Genomic DNA, 22,141 nt, shown 5'->3' on the forward strand with positions numbered 1-22,141 from the left:
TGTAGGCGCCCTAGATGCACTGCAATGGCCTATGCCTTCTTGGCCCCCTTGCCAAAGTAATGGTTGTAGGCCATCTTGAAGTCCACCATGTAATCGTTCTGCCATTGCCCTGCACGCTGGGCAAAAGCCTTTTGCGACTCCAGGATCTTCTTGAACAGCGGGTTCTCGTCGCCCTTCTTGACAATGATCTTGTCCCAGGCCGCCAGCTGGGCACGCAGGATGGCATCGGGGGTCTTGTAGAACTTGACGCCCTGCTTCTTGAGTTCGTCGTAGTCCTTTGAATTGCGCTCAATGGCCTTCCAGCTCATGTCTGCACTGGCCGCCTGCACGGCGTAATCGACGATCGCCTTGAGTTCGGCAGGCAAGGCGTTGAGCTTGCCCTTGTTGAACAGGATTTCGAACTGCTCGCCACTTTGGTGAAAACTTTGCAGCATGCAGTTCTTGACCACATCGGGAAAGCCAAGGACCCGGTCGGAAGACGCGTTGTTGAACTCAGCCCCGTCAATCAGCCCCCGATCCAGCGCAGGAACGATTTCGCCGCCAGGCAGAGGGTTCACCGCCGCCCCCATCTCGGTGTACATGTCGACCGCCAACCCCACGGTGCGGAACTTCACGCCCTTCATGTCTTCGACCTTGGCGATGGGTTTTTTGAACCAGCCAAACGGCTGCGAGGGCATGGGGCCATACAGGTACGAAACCACGTCCAGGTTCAGGCTCTTGTAGATCTCTTCCAGCAACGCCTTGCCACCGCCGTAGTTGTGCCATGCCAGCACCATGTTCGGGTCCATGCCAAAAGCCGGGCCGGAGCCCCACAGCGCCAGCGCAGAGTTCTTGCCATAGTGGTAGGCGACCACACCGTGGCCGCCGTCGAGCGTGCCCTTGCCTACGGCTTCGAGCAACTGGAACGCAGGCACCACCGCCCCAGCTGGCAACACCTCAATCTTGAGGCGCCCGCCCGCCATGTCGTTCACCTTCTTCGCGAAATCCTGTGCGTACTCGTGGAAGATGTCCTTGGCCGGCCAGGTGCTCTGAAAGCGCAGACTCGTTGTCTGCGCGGTGGCGACCATGGGCGCGCTCAATGCGCCTGCAGCGACGGCGGCGCCTTTGAGCAGGCTGCGACGGCGTGGGGTGTTGCTATGCGTCATGAATGTCTCCGTGATGTTGATGCAATCTTTTGTTGCAATTTCATTGTCGGCATGGCGGCAGCCAGCCCTACAGGGTTTCCACCATCCGATCCATGACGAAACCTGCAAAGACCGTGAAAAAAAATTCACAGCCACCAAATATCACTCCGCAGCCAGTTTTCCACCGGCGCACGGCTGGGACGGCGGTTCAGCGACAATCGTTGGCGAGCTGCCCAACACGGCAACCGTTCCTCTCTGAGTCCTTCCCCTCAGTCACCCCAAGACACCATGAAGCGCATTTGGCTCCTCTTTTCCCAGTCCGTGACGGTCCTCGTTGCGGCCTACTTTGTTGTCGCCACGCTCCAGCCCGAATGGCTGGGCCGGGGTACCACACGCTCCGGGGCGGGCATTGCGCTGCTGGAGGCGCCCGCCACACCCCCGTCGCAGCCCGCAGCGGGCAGCTTCAGCAGCGCAGCGCGCAAGGCCGCGCCAGCCGTGGTCAGCATCAACACCAGCAAGGAAGTGCGCCACCCGCGCAGCAACGACCCCTGGTTCCAGTTCTTCTTTGGCGACCAGGGCAGTCAGGCGCAGGCGGGTCTGGGCAGCGGCGTGATCGTCAGCCCCGATGGCTACATCCTGACCAACAACCACGTGGTGGAAGGTGCTGACGAGATCGAAGTCACCCTCACCGACAGCCGCCGCGCCCGTGCGCGTGTGATCGGCACCGACCCCGACACTGACCTGGCCATCCTCAAGATCGAATTGGACAAGCTGCCCGTCATCGTCCTTGGCAACTCCGACGCACTGGACGTGGGCGACCAGGTACTGGCCATTGGCAACCCCTTCGGCGTGGGGCAGACCGTGACCAGCGGCATCGTGAGCGCACTGGGCCGCAGTCAGCTGGGCATCAACACGTTTGAAAACTTCATCCAGACTGACGCTGCCATCAACCCTGGCAATTCGGGCGGTGCGCTGGTGGATGTGAACGGCAACCTCATGGGCATCAACACCGCGATCTACTCGCGCTCGGGTGGCAGCATGGGCATCGGGTTTGCCATTCCGGTCTCCACAGCCCGCATGGTGCTGGACGGCATCGTCAAGGACGGCCAGGTCACACGCGGCTGGATTGGCGTCGAGCCCAATGAGCTGTCGCCCGAACTGGCAGAAACCTTTGGCGTGAAAAAGGCCACCGAGGGCGTGATCATCACCGGCGTGCTGCAGGACGGCCCCGCCGCACAGGCCGGCATGCGGCCCGGTGACGTGATCGTGCAGGTGGATGGAAAGACCGTGAGCAATGTGTCACAGCTGCTGACAGCCGTGGCGGCACTCAAGCCGGGCCAGGCTGCGGCGTTCGATGTGCAGCGGGCCGACAAGCGGGTCGAACTGAGCATCAACCCGGGCGTACGCCCCCGACCTCAGCGCAATGTGAGGCGCTGAGCCTTCAGCGAGCCCGGCTCTACGCGGTCATCGCCAGGCGGGTACAAGCCGTCACCACTGCCGATTGGGGGCGAAGCAGGCGAAGGTCGTCGGCTTTGGGGCCCCTCTGGCACGGCCAAGCCGGGGTGAAGAACAGGCCAGCCGGAAGGGGCCAGATGTGGGTGAGGAGTGTCCCTTCCTCTGACGGGCTGCAGTCCTCATATCACTATAAAAAACATAGCTGCCAGCGCATATCGCACTAGCGCTTGCAGCTATTTTTATTGTTTTTTCTGTCTCATCGCCCAGGTGGAGCCCCACGGACGCGATCTGTGCATCACCCCCAACGCAACCCCACCAGCCTGCGGGGATGGCAGGTCAGGATGCGGAAGCGGATTCCCCGGGCTCTTCGGGCGCCTGGGTGTGCTTGATAAAGATCTGCGCGGCCCAGATGCCCACCTCGTACAGCAGGCACATGGGCACGGCCAGCGACAGCTGCGACACCACATCGGGCGGTGTCACGACGGCGGCCACCACGAAGGCCAGCACGATGAAATAGCCGCGAAACTCGCGCAGCTTTTGCACGCTCACGATGCCCATGCGGGCCAGCACCACCACGGCAATCGGCACTTCAAACGCCATGCCGAACGCCAGGAACATGGACAGCACAAAACTCAGGTAGGCCTCGATGTCAGGCGCGGCCGTGATGCTCTTGGGAGCAAAGCTCTGAATGAACGCGAACACCTGGCCAAACACCAGGTAGTAGCAAAACGCCACCCCGATGAAGAACAGCAGCGTGCTGGACACCACCAGCGGCAGCACCAGCTTTTTCTCGTGCGAATACAGACCGGGCGCCACAAAAGCCCAGATCTGCCAAAGCACAAAGGGCAGCGCGAGCAGGAACGCCGACATCAGCAAGATCTTGAGCGGCACCATGAACGGCGAAATCACCGAAGTGGCGATCAGCGTGGCCCCCTTGGGCAGGTGGGCTACCAGAGGGGCGGCCAGAAAGTCATACAACGCGCCGGGACCCGGGAAGAAGAACAGGATCGCTGCCGCAATGGCGATGGCGATCATGGCCTTGACCAGGCGGTCGCGCAGCTCCATGAGGTGCTGTACGAACGGCTGCTCGGTGCCGGCCAGTTCGTCTTCTTTGGTGGGGGTTTCGGACATGGTGGGTTTTCGTGGGCGTCAGGGCCGCCCATGCAGCGCACGGGGCGCCGCAGGCTGCGTCAGTGGAATTTTTGGGGGCGGTAACGTGCTACGCGGGCTGCGCCAGACTGTGCCTTGGTGCGCACACCACTGCGGGCCTTGTACCACTGGGGCACCGCACCACGCTTGAGGCGCCAGTTCTTGCCGGGGTGCTTGTAGGCAGGCACCACGGCCGCCTGCTCCCGCAGGTCGGCGTTGTTGCTGGAATCGATGGCATCGGTCCAGTCTTTCTCGAACTCGCTGGCGCTGGTCTGGATGGTGTTGTGCACGTCGCGCGCGGCGTTCTCCACCGTGTCCTTCATCTTCTTGAGCTCATCAAGCTCCATGGACCGGTTGACCTCCGCTTTCACGTCGGACACATAGCGCTGCGCCTTGCCAAGCAAGGTGCCGACGGTACGGGCCACACGGGGCAGCTTCTCGGGGCCGATGACGATCAACGCCACGGCGCCGATCAACGCCATTTTGGACAGACCAATATCAATCATGGATCAGGCGCCCGTGCGAGGAAGGCAAAGGCTGCAGGTCAGCAACACCAGCTCAGCTCTTTTGCTTGGCTTCGACATCGATGGTGGTCTTGTCGGCGGCCTGGCTGTTGGCCACCTGGCCAGCGGGTGGCGTGGCAGCAGCTGCGGAGTCCGAAGAGCCGTCCTTCATGCCGTCCTTGAAGCCCTTGACGGCGCCCCCCAGGTCAGAGCCCATGTTCTTGAGCTTCTTGGTACCAAACACCATCACAACGATCAACAGCACGATCAGCCAGTGCCAGATGGAAAAAGAGCCCATGAAATATCTCCTAACGAATTGCAATCATTTTAGACGGGGGGCGTGACAAGAGTTCAGTGCCGGGGCATGCCGGCACAACTCCATCTGGCACGATCGTCAGCCTGGTTCAGCCTTTGAGCCACGGACGGGGACCGCCCATCACGTGGATATGGAGGTGGTGGATTTCCTGCCCACCTTCAAGCCCCGTGTTTACCACGACGCGAAAGCCACCATCCGGGTACGGGTTGCAGCCCTGCTCCAGTGCCAGCTTGGGCGCCAGCGCCATCATGCGCCCTAGCACCCCGGCGTGCTCCGGGGTGACCTGTGCCATGGAAGGGATATGCAGCTTGGGCACCATCAGGAAATGCACTGGTGCCCACGGGTGAATGTCGTGGAAGGCGAAGATTTCTTCGTCCTCATAAACCTTCTTCGAAGGAATCTGGCCCGCGATGATTTTGCAGAAAAGGCAGTTCGGATCGTGCATGGGAGGGATCGGCGCAAAGGGAATCAGTTTTGCAGGCGCGGAAGAACGCTAAGGACACTTCGCGCCTGAGCTAGGCATTGTCAGCGATCTTGATGCTGGGGCGCACGCCCACGTCCTTGCGGTGCGCATGCAGCCAGTCCTGCCCCGCTGTGCGGCCCAGCGCAAAAAGCTGGCGCACAAACGACAGGTCTGCGCGCATCTTGCTGTCGGCGCCGAAGGGTGCCAGCACCGAGCCGCCGTCGATGCGGTGCATGCGCACGCTCTTGTAGCGGCGGGCGTCGAGCTTGCCCTCGGCGAGCAGGCGGCGAACGAACTCGATGGCACGCAGCTCGGCCAGCAGGCTGGCGTTGAAGGTGACTTCGTTCATGCGCTCCATGATCTCGGAGGCGCTGCTGGGCACGTCCAGATGCTCCACGGGGTTGATCTGCACGAGCAGGATGTCCGATGTGTCGGTCTGGTAGATCAACGGATGCAGCGCAGGGTTGCCCGAATAGCCACCGTCCCAATAGGCCTCTCCCTCGATCTCGACCGCCTTGAACAGCATGGGCAGGCAGGCCGACGCCATCACCGCATCGGCGCTCAGCCGGGGCCCGAAGAAAATCTCGCCCCGGCCGGTGCGCACATTGGTGGCACACACAAACACCTTGGGGCCGACCACGCCGGTGCGGGCGGAGCACAGCAGGCTGAAATCCACCTCGCGCTCCAGCAGCTTGCGCAGGGGGTTGATCCCCAGCGGATTGGTCTGGTAGGGCGAGAACCACTGCGACATCATGCCCACCAGCGGATTGGCGGCAGACAACGGCGTTCCCCAGGTCAGGCTGCCCAGCGCGCCCACCCCTTCCCACAGGCGGGTGAGCGACTCGCGGGCCAGGGTGCAGCCTGCGAGGTGGGCGTCTTCGGGGTCCTTGTGCTGCTGCGCGGCCTGCGCAAACCCGTGCGCCAGGGCCACCGCGTTCATGGCGCCTGCGCTGGTGCCACTGACACCGTCGAACTGCCACTGACCGTCTTCCAGCAGCGCATCCAGCACGCCCCAGGTGAGCGCGCCGTGCGAGCCGCCGCCCTGCAGCGCCAGGTTCAGACGCGGGCGGGGACGGACTGCTTCATGCATCCACGGTCTGGCTCTTGTTCATGGCGACCATGCCGCGCACGATGCGGTACAGGAACCAGATGGAGATCAGGCCCCAGGCGATCCAGCCGGGCAGGAAGAACAGCAGCCACAGCGGCGCCGTGACGATGTAGAGCACGCCGGCCCAGATCACGGTGCGGATGCGCCATGAGAAATGGTTGGCCTGCCAGGTGCCTTCGGCATCGCCCTTTTTCACCAGGTCGATCACCAGCGCCACGATCAGCAGCGCAGCGCCGGGCTGCGCGCCCGGGATGACCGCCCCCAGCGCCACGATCAGGTGCAGCACATAGCTGACCCAGCCGATGGCCTTGAGGTCCTCGGCCTTCTGGTCGTTGGTCTGCACGTCAATGATGTCGCTCACGGCGTGCCTTCTTCGGCAGCGCGTTCCGCCACCTTGCGCAGGGCCTTTTCCTCGATGCCGCTGGTGCCTTCGCGGCGCTCCAGCTCGGCCACCACATCGGCAGGCGTGAGCCCGTAATGGGCCAGCGCCACCATGGTGTGGAACCACAGGTCGGCCACTTCATAGACGATCTTGGACTTGTCGGCGCCATGGTCCACATCCTTCGCGGCCATGACCACCTCGGTGGCTTCTTCACCGATCTTCTTCAGGAAGGCATCGGGCCCCTTGTGCAGCAGGCGCGACACGTAGCTGGTGGCCGGGTCGCCGCCATTGGCGGGCTTGCGGCTTTCGATGACGGCGGCCAGGCGCGCCAGGGAATCGTGGGAACTCATGCTCTTGTCGTCCATTGCCATTACTTGTAGATGGATTCGGGGTCTTTCAAGACCGGATCGACCGCGTGCCAGGCACCGTCCTTGAGCACGCTGAAAAAGCAGCTGTGGCGGCCCGTGTGGCAGGCGATGCCGGGCTCGTGGCCCTGCTGGGTGACCTTGAGCAGCACCACGTCGTTGTCGCAGTCCAGGCGGATCTCATGCACCGTCTGCACGTGGCCGGACTCTTCGCCCTTGAACCACAGCTTTTTGCGCGAGCGGCTGAAGTACACGGCGCGGCCCAGTTCAGCGGTTTTCGCCAGGGCCTCGCGGTTCATCCACGCAAACATCAGCACGTCGCCCGTGCCCTGCTCTTGCGCAATCACGGGCACCAGACCCTGCGCATCCCATTTCACTTCGTTGAGCCAGTTCATGGGGGCCATTGTCGGTGATCCGTGTGGCGCGCCAGTGCCAACCAGGGCGCGCACCTGCACTTTTCAAGTGTTTTTGACTACAAGCGCAAGTATTACATGCGCTTGCAGCTATCAAATCAGGAGTAAATGCCGATCACATCCGCACGGGGATGCCGCGCTCTGCCATGCGCTGCTTGGCCTGGCCCACGGTGTATTCGCCGTAGTGGAAGATGCTGGCGGCCAGCACCGCGTCGGCGCCGCCGGTCTGGATGCCGTCGGCCAAGTGGTCAAGGTTGCCCACACCGCCCGAGGCGATCACGGGCACGCTGACAGCGTCACTCACCGCGCGGGTCAGTTCCAGGTCAAAACCCGCCTTGGTGCCGTCGCGGTCCATGCTGGTCAGCAGGATCTCGCCCGCACCGCGCTGCGCCATCTCGGTGGCCCAGGCAATGGCGTCCAGGCCGGTGTTCTTGCGCCCACCGTGGCTGTACACGTCCCAGCCCGCACCCACGGGCTGGCCGTTGGCACCCAGGCGCAAGGCGTCCTCGGCAGAGCGGCGCTTGGCGTCGATGGCCACCACGATGCACTGCGCGCCGTACTTGGCCGACACCGCGTTGATCACCTCAGGGTTGGCAATGGCGGCCGAGTTGAAGCTGGTCTTGTCCGCGCCGGCATTGAGCAGGCGGCGCACATCGTCCACAGTGCGCACGCCACCACCCACGGTGAGCGGAATGAACACCTGGCTGGCCACGGCCTCGATGATGTGCAGGATGAGGTCACGGCCATCGCTGGTGGCGGTGATATCGAGGAAGGTGAGCTCGTCAGCGCCCTGCGCGTTGTAGCGCGCGGCAATTTCGACCGGGTCGCCTGCGTCGCGCAGCTCGACGAAATTGACGCCCTTGACCACACGGCCTCCGGTGACGTCCAGGCAAGGGATGATGCGTTTGGCGAGCATGCGGTCCTTAGCCGTTCAGTTCGTCGGCACGTGCTTGTGCCGCCGCAAAGTCCAGATCGCCGCTGTAGATGGCGCGGCCGCAGATCACACCCTCCACTCCCTCGTCTTCCACGGCGCACAGCTGCTCGATGTCGGCCATGTTGGACAGGCCTCCCGAGGCGATCACAGGGATGCTCAAAGCCTGGGCCAGCTTCACCGTGGCGTCGATGTTGATGCCCGACAGCATGCCGTCGCGGCCGATGTCGGTGTAGATGATGGATTCGACGCCCCAGTCCTCGAACTTCTTGGCCAGGTCCACGACCTCGTGGCCGGTGAGCTTGCTCCAGCCGTCGGTAGCCACCTTGCCCTCCTTGGCGTCGAGCCCCACGATGATGTGGCCGCCGAACGCGCTGCAGGCGTCTTTGAGGAAGCCGGGGTTCTTCACGGCCGCCGTGCCGATGATCACGTAGCGCAGGCCGCCGTCGATGTATTTCTCGATGGTGTCCAGGTCGCGGATGCCGCCACCCAACTGCACGGGGATGTCGTCACCCACCTCTTTCAGGATGGACTTGATGGCGCTGTAGTTCTTGGGCACGCCCGCAAACGCACCGTTCAGGTCCACCAGGTGCAGGCGGCGTGCGCCGGCATCCACCCATTTGCGCGCCATGGCGGCGGGGTCTTCACCAAAGGTGGTGGATTGGTCCATATCGCCTTGCTTGAGGCGTACGCAGTGGCCGTCTTTGAGGTCGATGGCGGGGATGAGCAGCATGGTGGTGAAGTTCGGGTGAAAAAGGGCGAGACGCAGCTCGGCCCGAACGGGTGGGGGTTAAGGGATCAGGGATTCCAGTGCAGAAAATTGCGGTACAGGGCCAGGCCGTGCTCCGCGCTCTTCTCCGGGTGAAACTGGGTGGCAAAAATATTATCGCGTGCAACCGCGGCAGCAAACAAACCGCCGTAGTCGGCCTGCCCGGCGCAATGGGCAGGATTTTGCGGCACAGCGTAGAAACTGTGCACGAAGTAGAAGTAACTGTTGTCGGGCACACCGGCCCACACCGGGTGCACGCCGCCGCCGTGGTGGGCGTGGGGCATCTGCCGCACCTGGTTCCAGCCCATCTGGGGCACCTTGAAACGGCTGCCATCGGGCTGTGTGCGGCCTGCCAGGTCAAACTTGAGCACATCGCCAGGGATCAGGCCCAGGCCAGGCGTGTTGCCTTCGGCGCTGTGGTCCAGCAGCATCTGCATGCCCACGCACACGCCAAACATCGGCTTGGTGGCAGCGGCTTCGAGCACCGATTCCTGCAGGCCGGACTCGCGCAGCTCGCGCATGCAATCGGGCATGGCGCCCTGCCCTGGCAGCACGATGCGCTGGGCGGCGCGCACGTCTTCGGGGCGCTGGGTGACGACCACGGTCCAGCCCGTGCCCTCGGCGGCGGCCTGCACGGCCTGCGACACCGAGCGCAGATTGCCCATGCCGTAGTCCACGACCGCCACTGTTTTTGCTTCCATATTCATAGCTGCTAGCGCATACAAATCAGGCGCTTGCGCCTGATTTGACTGAAAAATTCACAGAGAACCCTTGGTGGAGGGGATGACACCGGCCGAGCGCGGATCACGCTCCAGCGCCGCACGCAGCGTGCGCCCAAACGCCTTGAAGATGGTCTCGCACTGGTGGTGGGCGTTGACGCCCTTGAGGTTGTCGATGTGCAGCGTCACGCCCGCGTGGTTCACAAAGCCCTGGAAGAACTCGTAGACCAGTTGCGTATCGAGCTGGCCGATGCTGCCGGCGGTGAACTTCACATCCATGTGCAGGCCGGGGCGACCCGAGAAATCCACCACCACGCGCGACAGCGCTTCATCCAGCGGCACGTAGGCGTGGCCGTAGCGGCGGATACCCTTCTTGTCTCCCACGGCACGCGCAAAGGCCTGGCCCAGGGTGATGCCCACGTCTTCCACCGTGTGGTGGCCGTCGATGTGCAGGTCGCCTTCGCAGTCGATGTCGAGGTCAATCAGCCCGTGGCGGGCGATCTGGTCGAGCATGTGGTCAAAGAAGCCGATGCCGGTGTGCAGCTTGGCCTGGCCGGTGCCGTCGAGGTTGATGCGCACACTGATGCGCGTTTCGGCGGTGTTGCGGCTGACCTCGGCAATGCGGTCGGCCATCGGGTCGGCCGATGGGGCGGAAGGTACGAGTGCGGAGGAAGTCATAGGGAGGCTTGGAGTGCGGCCAGCATCTGCGCGTTGTCTTCGGCATTGCCTACCGTCAGGCGCAGGCAGTTGGCCAGCAATGGGTGCATTGTAGAAACGTTCTTGACGAGCACCTTGCGGTTTTTCATGCCCTCGTAGGCCTTGGCGGAATCCGCCACACGGATCAGCACCATGTTGGCCTCGCTATCCCAGCACTTTTCGACTCCCGGCATCTGGCGCAACGCGGCGATGAGCGTGGTGCGTTCGACACGGATCTCGGCGGCCTGGGCGGCAAAAACCTCGGCATGTTCCAGCGCAAACAGGGCGGCTTCGCAGTTGAGCACGCTCACGTTGTAGGGCGGGCGCACCTTGTCGATCTCGCTCACGAACGCCGAGGGCCCGATGAGGTAGCCCAGGCGCACGCCCGCGAGGCCAAACTTGCTGAGCGTGCGCATGAGCAGCACGTGCGCATTGCGCGCAGGCTCGGCCCGCATGCGGTCGATCCAGGTGCGGCTGGCAAAGGGCTGGTAGGCCTCGTCCATGACCACGATGCCGCCCTGCGCGCCCGCAGCGTCGATGATGCGCTGCACCGCGCCCTCGTCCCACAGCGTGGCCGTGGGGTTGTTGGGGTAGGCGATGTAGGTGATGGCCGGGCGGTGCTGTTCGATGGCGGCCAGCATGGCGGGCTCGTCCAGTTCAAAGTCGGGAGTGAGCGGCACGCCGACAAAGTCCAGGCCCTGCAGCTGCGCCGACAGCGGGTACATCACAAAACCGGGCATGGGTGCCAGCATGGTGGCGCGTTGGCCCGTGCCGGGCTGTGCGCAGGCCAGGGCCAGCAGGGTGATGAGTTCGTCCGACCCGTTGCCCAGCACGATGCCATAGCCCTCGGGCATGCCCGCGTACTGCGCCAGGGCCGCCTTCAGGTCGGCAATGCGGTCGCCGGGGTAGCGGTTGAGTGCCACCGAACCCAGGCGCTGGCCCAGCGCGGCCTGCAAATGCGCGGGCAGGCGGAAGGGGTTCTCCATCGCGTCCATCTTGAGCATGCCGGTGGAGGGCTGCACGACATAGGAATGCATCGCGCACACGTCAGGGCGGATGCGGGCCAGGGCCTGGAGGGGGGACGACGCGGGAGTAGTCATTCGGTGGTGTCCAGTTCGTTGGGGGTGACAAGAAAAGGGTTGATGGGGCGCACGGCGTCCATCGGCTGATCGTGCGGCAGTGCCTCGGTCAGCAGGTAGCGGCAGCCTTGCTGGTGGGCGGACGAGAGGATCAGTGCATCCCAGTAACCCAGGCGGTACCGGTCCTGCAAGTCCCAGGCGCCGTCCACGGTGTATGAGTCCAGGTGCGGCGGCAGCCACACGCGCAGGCGGCGCACCTGGGCGCGCACCTGCTGCAGCACGTGGGGGCCATCAAAACGCTGGATGGCCTGGTTGTACAGCTCGTTGAGCACCTGCGAGCTGATGCGGCCGCTGCGCGTCTGCCAGCAAAAGCTGATCCATTCGCGCGCCCGCGCCTGGCGCGCGGCATCGCGGTCGTCCACGCTGGCGAGCAGGATTTCGGTATCGACAAAGATGGGGACGGTGGCCATGTGTTCTGCCCCGTTCAGCGCAGAAACAGGGTTTCGCGCGGCACATAGGGCCCGCTCGAAGCACCCCAGCTTTCAAAACTCAGCGCCTCGCGCATGGCCTGGGCGTAGGCGTCTTCCTGGCGCATCTTTTCGGCCAGCCATTCACCGAGCAGGCGGGACACGCTGCTGCCGCGCTTGGCGGCTTCCACACGCACCCATTCGGCAACGGTGTCGTCCATGGTCACGGTGATGTTTTTCATGGGTTAAATATTACACGAACTTCGTGCACCACGAACTTCGTGTTGATTAAAACACCACATTCAAGCTGCCTTGCGGGTTGCCCCGCTTTGCAGCATCTGGCACGCCATGTCACCCACGGTGCGCAGCGCCTCCAGGTGGGCAGGCGACCAGTCGCCGCCCACGCCAATGCGCAGGCAATTGCGGAACCGTCCGCTGGCGCTGAACACCGTGCCGGGCGCGATCAGGATCTGCCGGGCCAGGCAGGCCTCGTGCAGTTGCACCGAATCGAGCGCGCGCGGCAGCTCCAGCCACAGCAGCAGGCCGCCGGGCGGGTCACTCACGCGCGTGCCCTGCGGAAAGTGCGCGGCAATCACATGGCGCACCTCGTCCATGCGCGCCGCCACCGCCGCGCGCAGCTGGCGCATGGCGGCGGCGTGGCCCGCCTGGGTGATGAGGTCGGCCAGGGCCAGCTCCAGCACGGCGGACTGGCCGCCCGCCTGCAGGTCCTTGATGGCGCGCAGCTTGTCGGCCCAGCGGCCGGCCTCCAGCCAGCCCAGGCGCAGGCCCGGCGCCAACGTCTTGGAGAACGAGTCGCACAGCATCACATGGCCGGTGGTGTCGTACGACTTGACGGTGCGGCGCATCTCGTCCACCTCGACCAGGTCGTTGTAGATCGCGTCCTCGATGACCGCCATGCCGTGCCGCGCCGCCATCTGCACCAGGCGCCTGCGCTCGGCCTGGGGCATGCAGCTGCCCAGCGGGTTGCTGAGCGTGGGCACCACCATCACAGCCTTGACGGGCTGGGTGTCCAACGCCAGTTGCAGCGCATCCAGCGAGAGGCCGTTGCGCGGGTGGGTGGGAATCTCCAGCGCCTTGAGGTGCAGGCCCTGCAACACCTCCAGAAACGAAAAGTGCGTGGGCGACTCCAGCGCCACCACGTCGCCCGGCTGCGTCACCGCGCGCAGGCACAGCGCAATGCTGTCCATACAGCCGCCGGTGATCACGATGTTCTCGGGGTCCAGGCTGCAGCCCAGGCTGACGGCGTAGCGCGCCAGGGCGCGGCGCGCGTCCTCATGGCCCGACGAACCGGGGTAGGTGCACAGCAGATTGCGGTGCCGCTGCGCCGCGCGCACCACGGCGCGGCGCACGCGGTCGGGGTTGAACAGCTCGGGGCCGGGCGTGCCGCTGCTGTACGAGATCATGTCCACCGGCTGGTTGCGTCCCAGAATGCGCTGGCCCAGCCAGTCCACCGACACCTCGCGCGGGCGGCGCATCGGGCGCGGTGTGCTGGGCTCGGGCAGGCTCACCGGCCGCGCCGCCACAAAAAAGCCGGAGCGCGGGCGCGCGGTGATCAGGCGCGCATCTTCGAGCCAGTGGTAGGCCTGCACCACCGTGGTCTGCGCCACTCCGTGCTGGCGCGCCAGCTCACGCACCGAGGGCAGCTTTTCGCCGCGCGCCAGGGTGCCGTTGCGGATCAGCTGCGCGAGCTGTTCGGCGATTTGAAGGTACAGCGGGGGTGCGTCATCGGCGGCCATGCTGCATTCTGTACTGGCACTTTGGTCGATAGACAGTACAGAAGCATCCCAGTACGTACAGTACAGATGGGTTCGTTCGCTGTTCTGTACTGGCCCAGATCGTCCAGACCTGTGGCTGGTGGCGTGCGGCAGGCGGCCGCACAGTGAAGGCATGAACTCGCTGCACATCCCCACCCCGCCGTCGCCCACGCTGCCCACCCAGCCTGCGGTTCCCCTCACCCTGCAATGGAAGCGCCAGCCGCTGCCGCCGCTACAGGCGGTCCAGGTGCTGGACTTCCGCGCGGGCGAGATTGCCCTGCTCGAAGTCGAACAGGGCCGCGTCTGGGTGACCTGTGATGGTCTGCTGGAGGATTATTTTCTGGAGGCCGGACAGCGCCTGTCGTTCGCCGGACCCGTGCGGCTGCGCGTCAGCGCCGAAGGCCACCGGCCGGCGCGGCTGATCTGGGCGCAGCACCGGGCGGTTGCAGGCGCAGCCTATCCACCTGCACCCGCTGCACCCGCCTCAGCTTCTCAACCCAAGGCACCGGCACCCACACGGGGTACCCTGCCCCGGGGCGCAATCAGCGCGGCTTGACCGGCGTTGTCAGCCGCATCTCTGCGGCTTGTGCGTGGGCCTGCAGGCCCTCGCCATAGGCCAGCTCGGCGGCGATGATGCCCAGCACCTGGGCACCGGCCTCGCTCACCTCGATGAGGCTGCTGCGTTTCTGGAAGTCGTACACGCCCAGCGGCGACGAGAAGCGCGCCGTGCCGCTGGTGGGCAGCACGTGGTTGGGGCCTGCGCAGTAGTCGCCCAGGCTTTCAGAGGTGTAGGCCCCCAGGAAGATCGCACCGGCGTGGCGCAGCAGTGGCTCCCAGCGGTGCGGGTCGGTACTGCTCACCTCCAGGTGTTCCGGTGCGATGCGGTTGCTGATGGCGCAGGCTTCTTCCATGTCCTTGGTGAGGATCAGCGCGCCCCGGCCGGTGAGGCTCTTGGCAATGATCTCGGCGCGCGGCATGGTGGGCAGCAGGCGGTCGATTTCGCGCTGCACGGCGTCGAGGTAGGCGGCGTCAGGGCACAGCAGGATGCTCTGCGCCAGCTCGTCATGCTCGGCCTGGCTGAAGAGGTCCATGGCCACCCAGTCGGGCGGCGTGGTGCCGTCGGCCAGCACCAGGATTTCGCTCGGGCCCGCAATCATGTCGATGCCCACGGTGCCGAACACGCGCTTCTTGGCGCTGGCCACGTAGGCGTTGCCGGGGCCGGTGATCTTGTCGACCTTGGGCACGGTGGCCGTGCCGTAGGCCAGCGCGGCCACGGCCTGCGCCCCGCCGATGGTGAAGGCGCGCGTGACGCCCGCCACGTAGGCAGCGGCCAGCACCAGCTCGTTGCGCTCGCCCTTCGTCGACGTGCCCTCGCCCGTTCCGCCTGTCGCCACGCTGCCGCGCACGGGCGTGGGCACGACCATGATGATTTCCTGCACCCCCGCCACGTGGGCCGGGATGGCGTTCATCAGCAGGCTGGACGGGTATGCCGCCTTGCCGCCGGGCACATAGATGCCCACGCGGTCCAGCGGCGTGACCTTCTGGCCCAGCAAAGTGCCGTCTTCGTCGCGGTAGCTCCAGCTCTCGCCCGAGGCCTTCTTCTGCGCTTCGTGGTAGCTGCGCACACGCTTGGCGGCGGCCTGCAGCGCGTCGCGCTGGGCCTGGGGGATGGCGTCGAACGCGGCCTTGAAGTCGGCCTGGGTCAGCTCCAGCGCCGCCATGTTGGGGGCACTGAGGCCGTCGAAGCGGGCGGTGTACTCCAGCACGGCCGCGTCGCCGCGCTTTTGCACATCGGCCAGGATGTCGGCCACCCGCTGCTCGATGGCCGCGTCAGTGTCGGCAGACCAATGCAGGCGGGCTGCAAAATCAGCCTCAAAAGTGGCTGCAGCGGTTGACAGACGGGCGGGAGCAGCTACCAAAGTCATAGTACGTTTAAGGTTAGGATCAGTTCTTTTCGGCGGGAATGGCCGATGCAAACGCATCGATGATGCGGCGCAGCGGTGCCTGCTTGAGCTTGAGCGCGGCCTGGTTCACGACCAGGTAGGAGCTGATGTCCATGATGCGCTCGACTTCGATGAGGTTGTTGGCCTTGAGCGTGTTGCCGGTGGACACCAGGTCCACGATGGCATCGGCCAGGCCGGTCAGCGGCGCCAGTTCCATGCTGCCGTAGAGCTTGACCATGTCCACATGCACGCCCTTGCTGGCAAAGAAGTCGCGCGCAATGCCGGTGTACTTGGTGGCGACCTTCAGGCGCGATCCCTGCTTGACGGCCTGGGCGTAGTCAAAGTCGTTGCGCACGGCCACGCTCACGCGGCACTTGGCAATGCGCAGGTCCAGCGGCTGGTACAGGCCCTGGCCGCCATGTTCGATCAGGGTGTCCTTGCCAGTCACGCCGATGTCGGCGCCGCCGTATTCCACATAGGTGGGCACGTCCGTGGCGCGCACCAGCACCACGCGCACGTTGGGCTGGTTGGTGGGCAGGATGAGCTTGCGCGATTTTTCGGGGTCTTCGAGCACCTCGATGCCTGCGGCAGCCAAAAGCGGCAGGGTTTCGTCAAAAATGCGGCCCTTGGAAAGCGCCAGGGTGATCATGTTGCTGCTGCTCATGCTTTTACTCGTTCGATGTCGGCACCAATGCCGCGCAGTTTGGCTTCCATGCAGTCATAGCCACGGTCCAGGTGGTAGATGCGGTCCACCACGGTTTCGCCGTCCGCCACCAAGCCCGCGATGACCAGGCTGGCGGAGGCGCGCAGGTCGGTGGCCATCACGGTGGCGCCGGACAAGCGTGGCACGCCTTCGATCACGGCCACCTTGCCATCGGTCTGGATCTTTGCGCCCAGCCGAACCAGTTCATTGACGTGCATGAAGCGGTTTTCAAAAATCGTCTCGGTCACCGTGGCCGTGCCCTGGGCGATGCAGTTGAGCGCCATGAACTGGGCCTGCATGTCGGTGGGGAAACCGGGGTATTCGGTAGTGCGAAAGCCCTGGGCCTTGAGCGCGGCGCCGCCGGTGCTTTGTACGCGGATGCCGCCGTCCAACGCTTGCACGGTTGCGCCGGCCTCGCGCAGCTTTTCGATCACGGCGTCCAGATGGTCGGCGCGGCCATGGCGCAGCACGACATCACCGCCCGTGGCTGCCACAGCGCACAGGAAGGTGCCAGCCTCGATGCGGTCGGCCACCACGCGGTGGGTGCAGCCGTGCAGCTGGTCCACGCCCTGGATGCGGATGCGGCTGGTGCCGTGGCCTTCGATCTTCGCGCCCATGGCGATCAGCATCTCGGCCAGGTCCGAAATCTCGGGCTCTTGCGCGGCGTTTTCCAGCACCGTCTCGCCCTCGGCCAGCGCGGCGGCCATGAGGAAGTTCTCGGTGCCCGTCACCGTGACCATGTCAGTGGTGATGCGCGCGCCCTTCAGGCGCTTCCAGCCGGCGGGCAGCTTGGCGATCATGTAGCCGTGTTCGACCACGATCTCGGCGCCCATGGCGGCCAGGCCCTTGATGTGCTGGTCCACCGGGCGCGAACCGATGGCGCATCCACCGGGCAGCGACACCGTGGCCTCGCCAAAGCGCGCCAGCAGCGGGCCCAGGGCCAGCACAGAGGCGCGCATGGTCTTGACCAGTTCGTACGGGGCTTCGGGCGTGCTGAGCGCACTGGCGTCAATGCGCACAGTGCCGTCGTCGGCCCGTTCGGCCGCCACGCCCATGTTGCGGATGAGCTTGAGCATGGTGCTCACGTCCTGCAGCTGGGGCACGTTGAGCAGGGTCACGGGTTCGGCCGTGAGCAGGGCGGCGCACAACTCCGGCAAGGCGGCGTTCTTGGCGCCGGAGACCAGCACCTCGCCTTGCAAGCTGCGTCCGCCGCGAATCAGGAGTTTGTCCATCTCAAATCACCACTATAGGAGTCAAAAGTGCCGCTTGCGCTAGTGAAACATGCGCCAGCAGCTATCAAAAAGTGAGTAAACAGGCGCTACTGCGCCTGGGCAGCCCATTCGGCCGGGGTGAAGGTCTTCATCGACAACGCGTGCACTTCGTCGGTGTGCATTTTGGAGCCCAGCGTGGCATACACGCGCTGGTGGCGCTGGATGGCGCGCTTGCCCTCGAACTCGGCCGAGACGATGGTGGCATACCAGTGGCGGCCATCGCCTTCGAGCGTGATGTGTTCGCAGGCCAGGCCGGCAGCGATGAGGTCTTTGAGTTGGTCAGCGGTCATGGTGGGGCGCTCGGAATCAGTTACGGATTTTGTAGCCCGTGCGCAGCAGGTGCACGGCCAGGGCGCTCACGGCCAGCCAGGCGATGCCTACGATGCCCAGGCTGAGCCAGGGCGAGGTGTCGCTCTGGCCGAAGAAGCCGTAGCGGAAGCCGTCGATCATGTAGAAAAACGGGTTGAGGTGGCTCACAGCCTGCCAGAACGGCGGCAGCGACTGGATCGAATAGAACACGCCCGACAGGAAGGTCATGGGCACGATGATGAAATTCTGGAACGCGGCCATTTGGTCGAACTTGTCGGCCCAGAGCCCCGCGATCAACCCCAGCGTGGCGAGTAGCGCCGCCCCCAGCAGGGCAAACGCAAAAATCCACAGCGGCGCCGCAAACTCCGGCCTCGCAAACGCCAGCGTAACGATGAACACGCCCAGACCCACCACCAGCCCTCGCACGATGGACGAGCCCACGTAGGCGCAGAACCACGCCCAATGCGACAGCGGCGTGAGCAGCACAAACACCAGGCTGCCCATGATCTTGCTCTGGATGATGCTGGACGAGCTGTTGGCAAAGGCGTTTTGCAGCACGCTCATCATCACGAGGCCCGGCACCAGAAACGCGGTGTAGCTGATGCGGTCGTAGACCTTCACATGGTCTTCGAGCACATGGCCAAAGATCAGCAGGTACAGCACGGCAGTGAGCACGGGAGCCGCAACGGTCTGGAAGCTGACCTTCCAGAACCGCAGGACTTCCTTGTAGAACAGGGTCTGCCAGCCGGTCATAGCGCGACACCTTCGAGTGGGATGTTGGACGCCGATGTACCGGACATCACCTGCAAGAACACATCCTCCAGATCAGGCCTGCGAATCTCCATGTCCTGCACCTCGACCCCGGCCACGCGCAACGCGGCCAGGTGGTTTTCGATCTCTGCTGCGTCGTGGGCAGGCAACTGGACGATGCGGCCAGTGACCCGCGCCATGGCAGCCAGCGCGGACGGCAGCGCCGTATCGGTCTTGAACTGCAGCACGCTGCCCGAGGCAGCCTTGAGCAGCTCGCTGGTGCGGTTGAGCGCCACCACCTGCCCCGCCTTGAGCATGGCAATGCGGCCACACAGGGCCTCGGCCTCTTCGAGGTAGTGGGTGGTGAGCAACACGGTGTGCCCTTCCTTGTTCAGGCGGGCGATGAAATGCCACAGCGTCTGGCGCAGCTCCACGTCCACGCCCGCAGTGGGTTCGTCAAGCACGATGATGGGCGGCTTGTGCACCAGCGCCTGCGCCACCAGCACGCGGCGCTTCATGCCGCCCGAGAGCTGGCGCATGTTGGCGTTGGCCTTGTCGGCCAGCCCCAGGTTCTCCAACAGCTCGTCGATCCAGGCGTCGTTGTTCTTCACGCCAAAGTAGCCTGACTGGATGCGCAGCGCCTCGCGCACATTGAAAAAGGGGTCGAACACCAGCTCTTGCGGCACGATGCCCAGCTTGCGGCGGGCATCGGCGTACTGGGCCTGCACATCGCTGCCCTGCACCAGCACACGGCCGCTGGTGGCACGCGCCAAGCCAGCCAGGATGCTGATCAGGGTGGTCTTGCCGGCACCATTGGGGCCCAGGAGCCCGAAGAACTCGCCCTCCTCAATGTCCAGATTGACCTGGTTCAGTGCCTGAAAAGGGCCTTTGGGCGTGGCAAAGGTCTTGGAGATGGCTTGGAAGGAGACGGCGGGCATGAAGCCTTCCATTTTAAGGCCTGCGCCCTTGGCGGGCTGGACGGCTGGTGCAATGGCCTTTGGCATCTACCCCAGCCCGGGTCAAAGGCGCTGGCAACGCCTCCGCGCCTTGTCGCTCACAAAGGCGGTCAATGCGTCGGAGCCAGTAGGGCGTCCACCCCGTACAGCCCCGCCATGCCCGCCAAGGCGTCAGGCATGCCTTGCACCGCAAATTGCTTGCCGTCGGACAAGGCTTCGCGCCGGCATTCCAGCAGCACAGCGAGGGCCGAGGTATCAAACACCGTGAGCGCATGGGCATCGACCACCACCGCGCTGTCGCGGTGCGCCCGCAGCCCCTGCTTGAGCATGTGCAGGCAGGCCGTAGCCTGGCGGTGGGTGAGTTCGGGGGGTAGCACCAGCATGGTCGCTAGGACTCTCAGCCCTTGGCAGAAGCCGCATTGGTCTTGTTGCGCGCGACCAGGGTCTCGATCAGGCCGTCGATGCCCTTGGCATTGATCTCCTGCGCGAACTGGCCTCGGTAGGTTTCCACCAGCCAGACGCCCAGCACGTTGAGGTTGTAGATCTTCCAGCCCGCGCCGTCGCCCGGGGTTTTTTCCAGGCGGTAGTCGAGCTGGATGGGGTCGCCACGGCCCACGATCTCGGTGCGCACCAGCACATCCTTGTCTTCTGCCGCCGCGCGCAGGGGCTTGACCTGGATGGTCTGGTCATTGACCTGGGCCAGCGCACCGGCATACGTGCGCACGAGCAAGATCTTGAACTCGTCCTGCAGCCGCTTTTGCTGCTCGGGCGTGGCCTGGCGCCAGCCGGGGCCCACGGCGGCTGCCGTCATGCGGCGGAAGTTGACGTTCGGCATCACGGTTTTATCGACCAGCGCAATCACCTTGCTCAGATCGCCGGCCTGGATGGCCTTGTCGGACTTCACCGTAGTGAGCACATCGGATGACAGACGCTTGATGAGGGCGTCAGGCGCCTCGTCGGCCGCCAGGGCGGACAGCGGAAGGCTCAACATGGCACTGGCTGCCAGGCTCAGGGCAGTGCGCCCCAGGGAACGTCGGTTCATCATCTTCTTGGCTTTCATCGGTGCGGGCTCGTGCCCGTCAAATCATTGTGGAGGTCGGTGCGGGCTGGCATGCGTCGCGGCGGTTGCGGATTGCAAGCAAGTGCAACAGCACCATGCCCCGGGGCAGAGCATCGTGCCCAGCCCGGCCTCGCATCAGCGGGCCGGCTCTTCAGGCAGCACGCCGTTGCTCGAATTGGTGTCGTCCTTGACGTCCGCGTTTTGCGCATCACCCGCATGGCTGCGCACCTGCAGGTATACATCGCGCGTAAAGCTGTACTTGTCCAGGGCGGCGCTGTCGAGCACCGAGCCCGCGCGCAGCAGGTTGGAGCGCACCTCGACGGCGCGCAGGGCGTACAGCGAGTTGCGGGCCGAAACCGGGTCCACGTAGCTCACCACGTTGCCCTTCATGTCCACCGGCAAAGCAAAGGTGTCGCGCACGGTGGAGGGCCCCAGGATGGGAAGCACCAGGTAGGGGCCGGTACCCACGCCCCAGCGCCCCAAGGTCAGGCCAAAGTCCTGCTTGTAGCGGTCAATGCCCAGCTCGCTGGCGATGTCGAGCACACCACCCAGACCCATGAAGGTGTTCACGTTGACGCGCATGAAACTGGATGCTGCAGCTTCGCCCCGCAGCTGCAGCACGTTGTTCACGAACGACCAGACGTCGCCAAGATTCGCAAAAAAGTTGCTGACCCCGGTGCGCACCGGTGCGGGCGTGACCTCCTTGTAGGCCGTCGCCACAGGTTTGAGCACCATGGCATCGACCTGCTCATTGAAGTTGGTCATGCTACGGTTGTAAGACTCCAGCGGATCACGGGGGTCGGGATTGGCCACGGTGGCGCATCCTGTGAGCAATAAAGCCCCCAGCAGCCATGCCAAGCCAGCTGCCAGGCGGAAAATCGACAACCTGTCGCCAGCAATGCTGGCGCGGAATGAATGGAGTGAATTCGTCATTTTTTGCCACCTGTCCCAGCAGGCTTTCCGCCGTCTTCGGCTTTGCTGTAAAGAAATTGTCCAATGAGGTTCTCGAGCACCACCGCCGACTGGGTGGACGTGATCGTGTCGCCCGCCGTCAGGTTCTTCTCGTCGGCACCGGCCTCGATCCCGATGTACTGCTCGCCCAGCAGGCCGCTGGTCAGTATCTTGAGGGAGCTGTCTTTGGGGAACGCATAGCGGTCTTCCATGGCCAGCGTGACCCGCGCCTGAAAGGTCTTGTCGTCAAAGGTGATGGACTCCACACGCCCGACGACGACACCAGCACTGCGCACCGCGGCCTGGGGCTTGAGACCGCCTATGTTGTCAAACTTCGCGGTGACGCGGTAACCCGCCTGGAACTTGAGACTCAGCAGGTTGGCCGACTGCAGCGCCAGAAACACCAGGGCCACCGCGCCCAGCATCACGAAGAGCCCTACCCACAGATCGTTTTTGGAGCGTTGCATACCTTGAATCCTTGAAG

General features: G+C 64.5%; 30 protein-coding genes. 3 read left to right on the top strand and 27 right to left on the bottom strand.

The window, feature by feature from the left end; translation table 11 throughout:
* Nucleotides 1–29: 29 nt before the first annotated feature.
* Entirely contained in the window at nt 30–1,145 is a 1,116-nt protein-coding gene (locus tag AC1Q64_RS06905) for a TRAP transporter substrate-binding protein (protein ID WP_291438118.1), read from the bottom strand.
* On the opposite strand from AC1Q64_RS06905, the gene AC1Q64_RS06910 reads away from it, so the two are divergent.
* Both AC1Q64_RS06910 and AC1Q64_RS06915 read left to right on the top strand, forming a co-directional pair.
* On the top strand, nt 1,144–1,383 hold the full coding sequence (locus AC1Q64_RS06910) for a hypothetical protein (RefSeq protein WP_492250855.1): 240 nt from the start codon (nt 1,144–1,146) through the stop codon (nt 1,381–1,383). The two genes, AC1Q64_RS06905 and AC1Q64_RS06910, sit on opposite strands and share 2 nt — an antisense overlap.
* Before the next feature lie 29 nt (nt 1,384–1,412).
* Nucleotides 1,413–2,561, top strand: a complete 1,149-nt coding sequence (locus tag AC1Q64_RS06915) for a Do family serine endopeptidase (protein WP_492250856.1) — start codon at nt 1,413–1,415, stop codon at nt 2,559–2,561.
* 354 nt (nt 2,562–2,915) lie between these two features.
* On the opposite strand, the gene tatC is transcribed toward AC1Q64_RS06915, so the two are convergent.
* From tatC to AC1Q64_RS06995, 16 genes are all read right to left on the bottom strand, one after another.
* Nucleotides 2,916–3,710 carry a twin-arginine translocase subunit TatC gene (gene tatC, locus AC1Q64_RS06920; RefSeq protein WP_056060263.1) on the bottom strand — a complete coding sequence of 265 codons (795 nt, stop codon included), beginning with the start codon at nt 3,708–3,710 and terminating at the stop codon, nt 2,916–2,918.
* A gap of 59 nt (nt 3,711–3,769) precedes the next feature.
* Nucleotides 3,770–4,234 (bottom strand): Sec-independent protein translocase protein TatB, encoded by a 465-nt coding sequence (tatB, locus tag AC1Q64_RS06925; protein WP_056060260.1) that lies wholly within the window; start codon nt 4,232–4,234, stop codon nt 3,770–3,772.
* A gap of 52 nt (nt 4,235–4,286) precedes the next feature.
* Nucleotides 4,287–4,529, bottom strand: coding sequence for a Sec-independent protein translocase subunit TatA (tatA, locus tag AC1Q64_RS06930; protein ID WP_492250857.1), 243 nt, complete (start codon nt 4,527–4,529; stop codon nt 4,287–4,289).
* 106 nt (nt 4,530–4,635) lie between these two features.
* Nucleotides 4,636–4,992 (bottom strand): histidine triad nucleotide-binding protein, encoded by a 357-nt coding sequence (locus AC1Q64_RS06935; RefSeq protein ID WP_015012693.1) that lies wholly within the window; start codon nt 4,990–4,992, stop codon nt 4,636–4,638.
* Between the two features lie 70 nt (nt 4,993–5,062).
* Nucleotides 5,063–6,100: a patatin-like phospholipase family protein gene (locus AC1Q64_RS06940; protein WP_492250858.1), complete on the bottom strand. Its 1,038-nt coding sequence runs from the start codon at nt 6,098–6,100 to the stop codon at nt 5,063–5,065.
* Entirely contained in the window at nt 6,093–6,479 is a 387-nt protein-coding gene (locus tag AC1Q64_RS06945) for a DUF4870 family protein (protein ID WP_060984277.1), read from the bottom strand. The genes AC1Q64_RS06940 and AC1Q64_RS06945 overlap by 8 nt, the downstream gene beginning before the upstream one ends.
* Nucleotides 6,476–6,850, bottom strand: a complete 375-nt coding sequence (locus AC1Q64_RS06950) for a phosphoribosyl-ATP diphosphatase (protein WP_043566048.1) — start codon at nt 6,848–6,850, stop codon at nt 6,476–6,478. Before AC1Q64_RS06950 ends, AC1Q64_RS06945 begins: the two co-directional genes overlap by 4 nt.
* 20 nt (nt 6,851–6,870) lie before the next feature.
* Complete coding sequence (gene hisI / locus AC1Q64_RS06955; protein WP_082522382.1) at nt 6,871–7,269, bottom strand: phosphoribosyl-AMP cyclohydrolase; 399 nt, start codon at nt 7,267–7,269, stop codon at nt 6,871–6,873.
* A gap of 124 nt (nt 7,270–7,393) precedes the next feature.
* Nucleotides 7,394–8,194 carry an imidazole glycerol phosphate synthase subunit HisF gene (gene hisF / locus AC1Q64_RS06960; protein WP_056747261.1) on the bottom strand — a complete coding sequence of 267 codons (801 nt, stop codon included), beginning with the start codon at nt 8,192–8,194 and terminating at the stop codon, nt 7,394–7,396.
* Between the two features lie 7 nt (nt 8,195–8,201).
* Nucleotides 8,202–8,942 carry a 1-(5-phosphoribosyl)-5-[(5-phosphoribosylamino)methylideneamino]imidazole-4-carboxamide isomerase gene (hisA, locus tag AC1Q64_RS06965; RefSeq protein ID WP_492250859.1) on the bottom strand — a complete coding sequence of 247 codons (741 nt, stop codon included), beginning with the start codon at nt 8,940–8,942 and terminating at the stop codon, nt 8,202–8,204.
* Nucleotides 8,943–9,007: 65 nt separating this feature from the next.
* The gene (gene hisH, locus AC1Q64_RS06970) at nt 9,008–9,685 is read right to left on the bottom strand and encodes an imidazole glycerol phosphate synthase subunit HisH (protein WP_108497078.1); all 678 of its coding nucleotides are present in this window, start codon (nt 9,683–9,685) and stop codon (nt 9,008–9,010) included.
* A gap of 51 nt (nt 9,686–9,736) precedes the next feature.
* The gene (gene hisB / locus AC1Q64_RS06975; protein WP_094286521.1) at nt 9,737–10,375 is read right to left on the bottom strand and encodes an imidazoleglycerol-phosphate dehydratase HisB; all 639 of its coding nucleotides are present in this window, start codon (nt 10,373–10,375) and stop codon (nt 9,737–9,739) included.
* Nucleotides 10,372–11,493 (bottom strand): histidinol-phosphate transaminase, encoded by a 1,122-nt coding sequence (gene hisC / locus AC1Q64_RS06980; protein ID WP_492250860.1) that lies wholly within the window; start codon nt 11,491–11,493, stop codon nt 10,372–10,374. The genes hisB and hisC overlap by 4 nt, the downstream gene beginning before the upstream one ends.
* Nucleotides 11,490–11,942 carry a PIN domain-containing protein gene (locus AC1Q64_RS06985; RefSeq protein WP_492250861.1) on the bottom strand — a complete coding sequence of 151 codons (453 nt, stop codon included), beginning with the start codon at nt 11,940–11,942 and terminating at the stop codon, nt 11,490–11,492. The genes hisC and AC1Q64_RS06985 overlap by 4 nt, the downstream gene beginning before the upstream one ends.
* 14 nt (nt 11,943–11,956) lie before the next feature.
* Entirely contained in the window at nt 11,957–12,181 is a 225-nt protein-coding gene (locus AC1Q64_RS06990; protein ID WP_069103652.1) for a CopG family transcriptional regulator, read from the bottom strand.
* 60 nt (nt 12,182–12,241) lie between these two features.
* Nucleotides 12,242–13,696, bottom strand: coding sequence for an aminotransferase-like domain-containing protein (locus tag AC1Q64_RS06995; protein WP_492250862.1), 1,455 nt, complete (start codon nt 13,694–13,696; stop codon nt 12,242–12,244).
* A gap of 151 nt (nt 13,697–13,847) precedes the next feature.
* Here AC1Q64_RS06995 and AC1Q64_RS07000 point away from each other — a divergent pair, with 151 nt between their 5' ends.
* A complete protein-coding gene (locus tag AC1Q64_RS07000; RefSeq protein WP_492250863.1) occupies nt 13,848–14,270 on the top strand; it encodes a DUF2917 domain-containing protein in 423 nt (140 codons plus the stop codon).
* On the opposite strand, the gene hisD is transcribed toward AC1Q64_RS07000, so the two are convergent.
* The 10 genes from hisD to mlaD all read right to left on the bottom strand — a co-directional run bounded on the left by hisD (nt 14,257) and on the right by mlaD (nt 22,124).
* Nucleotides 14,257–15,639, bottom strand: a complete 1,383-nt coding sequence (gene hisD, locus AC1Q64_RS07005; RefSeq protein ID WP_492250864.1) for a histidinol dehydrogenase — start codon at nt 15,637–15,639, stop codon at nt 14,257–14,259. The two genes, AC1Q64_RS07000 and hisD, sit on opposite strands and share 14 nt — an antisense overlap.
* Before the next feature lie 19 nt (nt 15,640–15,658).
* A complete protein-coding gene (gene hisG, locus AC1Q64_RS07010; protein ID WP_056641761.1) occupies nt 15,659–16,306 on the bottom strand; it encodes an ATP phosphoribosyltransferase in 648 nt (215 codons plus the stop codon).
* Nucleotides 16,307–16,317: 11 nt separating this feature from the next.
* The gene (murA, locus tag AC1Q64_RS07015; RefSeq protein WP_492250865.1) at nt 16,318–17,592 is read right to left on the bottom strand and encodes a UDP-N-acetylglucosamine 1-carboxyvinyltransferase; all 1,275 of its coding nucleotides are present in this window, start codon (nt 17,590–17,592) and stop codon (nt 16,318–16,320) included.
* A gap of 86 nt (nt 17,593–17,678) precedes the next feature.
* Nucleotides 17,679–17,921 (bottom strand): BolA family protein, encoded by a 243-nt coding sequence (locus AC1Q64_RS07020; RefSeq protein ID WP_291434741.1) that lies wholly within the window; start codon nt 17,919–17,921, stop codon nt 17,679–17,681.
* A 16-nt stretch (nt 17,922–17,937) separates the two neighbouring features.
* Nucleotides 17,938–18,693, bottom strand: coding sequence for an ABC transporter permease (locus AC1Q64_RS07025; protein WP_121943715.1), 756 nt, complete (start codon nt 18,691–18,693; stop codon nt 17,938–17,940).
* Entirely contained in the window at nt 18,690–19,628 is a 939-nt protein-coding gene (locus tag AC1Q64_RS07030) for an ABC transporter ATP-binding protein (RefSeq protein ID WP_492250866.1), read from the bottom strand. The genes AC1Q64_RS07025 and AC1Q64_RS07030 overlap by 4 nt, the downstream gene beginning before the upstream one ends.
* A 128-nt stretch (nt 19,629–19,756) precedes the next feature.
* Complete coding sequence (locus AC1Q64_RS07035) at nt 19,757–20,029, bottom strand: STAS domain-containing protein (RefSeq protein WP_492250867.1); 273 nt, start codon at nt 20,027–20,029, stop codon at nt 19,757–19,759.
* A 14-nt stretch (nt 20,030–20,043) separates the two neighbouring features.
* A complete protein-coding gene (locus AC1Q64_RS07040) occupies nt 20,044–20,691 on the bottom strand; it encodes an MlaC/ttg2D family ABC transporter substrate-binding protein (protein WP_291434822.1) in 648 nt (215 codons plus the stop codon).
* Between the two features lie 150 nt (nt 20,692–20,841).
* Complete coding sequence (locus AC1Q64_RS07045) at nt 20,842–21,639, bottom strand: MlaA family lipoprotein (RefSeq protein WP_492250868.1); 798 nt, start codon at nt 21,637–21,639, stop codon at nt 20,842–20,844.
* Nucleotides 21,636–22,124: an outer membrane lipid asymmetry maintenance protein MlaD gene (mlaD, locus tag AC1Q64_RS07050; protein ID WP_291434751.1), complete on the bottom strand. Its 489-nt coding sequence runs from the start codon at nt 22,122–22,124 to the stop codon at nt 21,636–21,638. The genes AC1Q64_RS07045 and mlaD overlap by 4 nt, the downstream gene beginning before the upstream one ends.
* Between the last annotated feature and the right edge of the window lie 17 nt (nt 22,125–22,141).

This window comes from Acidovorax sp. GW835-FHT14G06, assembly GCF_058793595.1.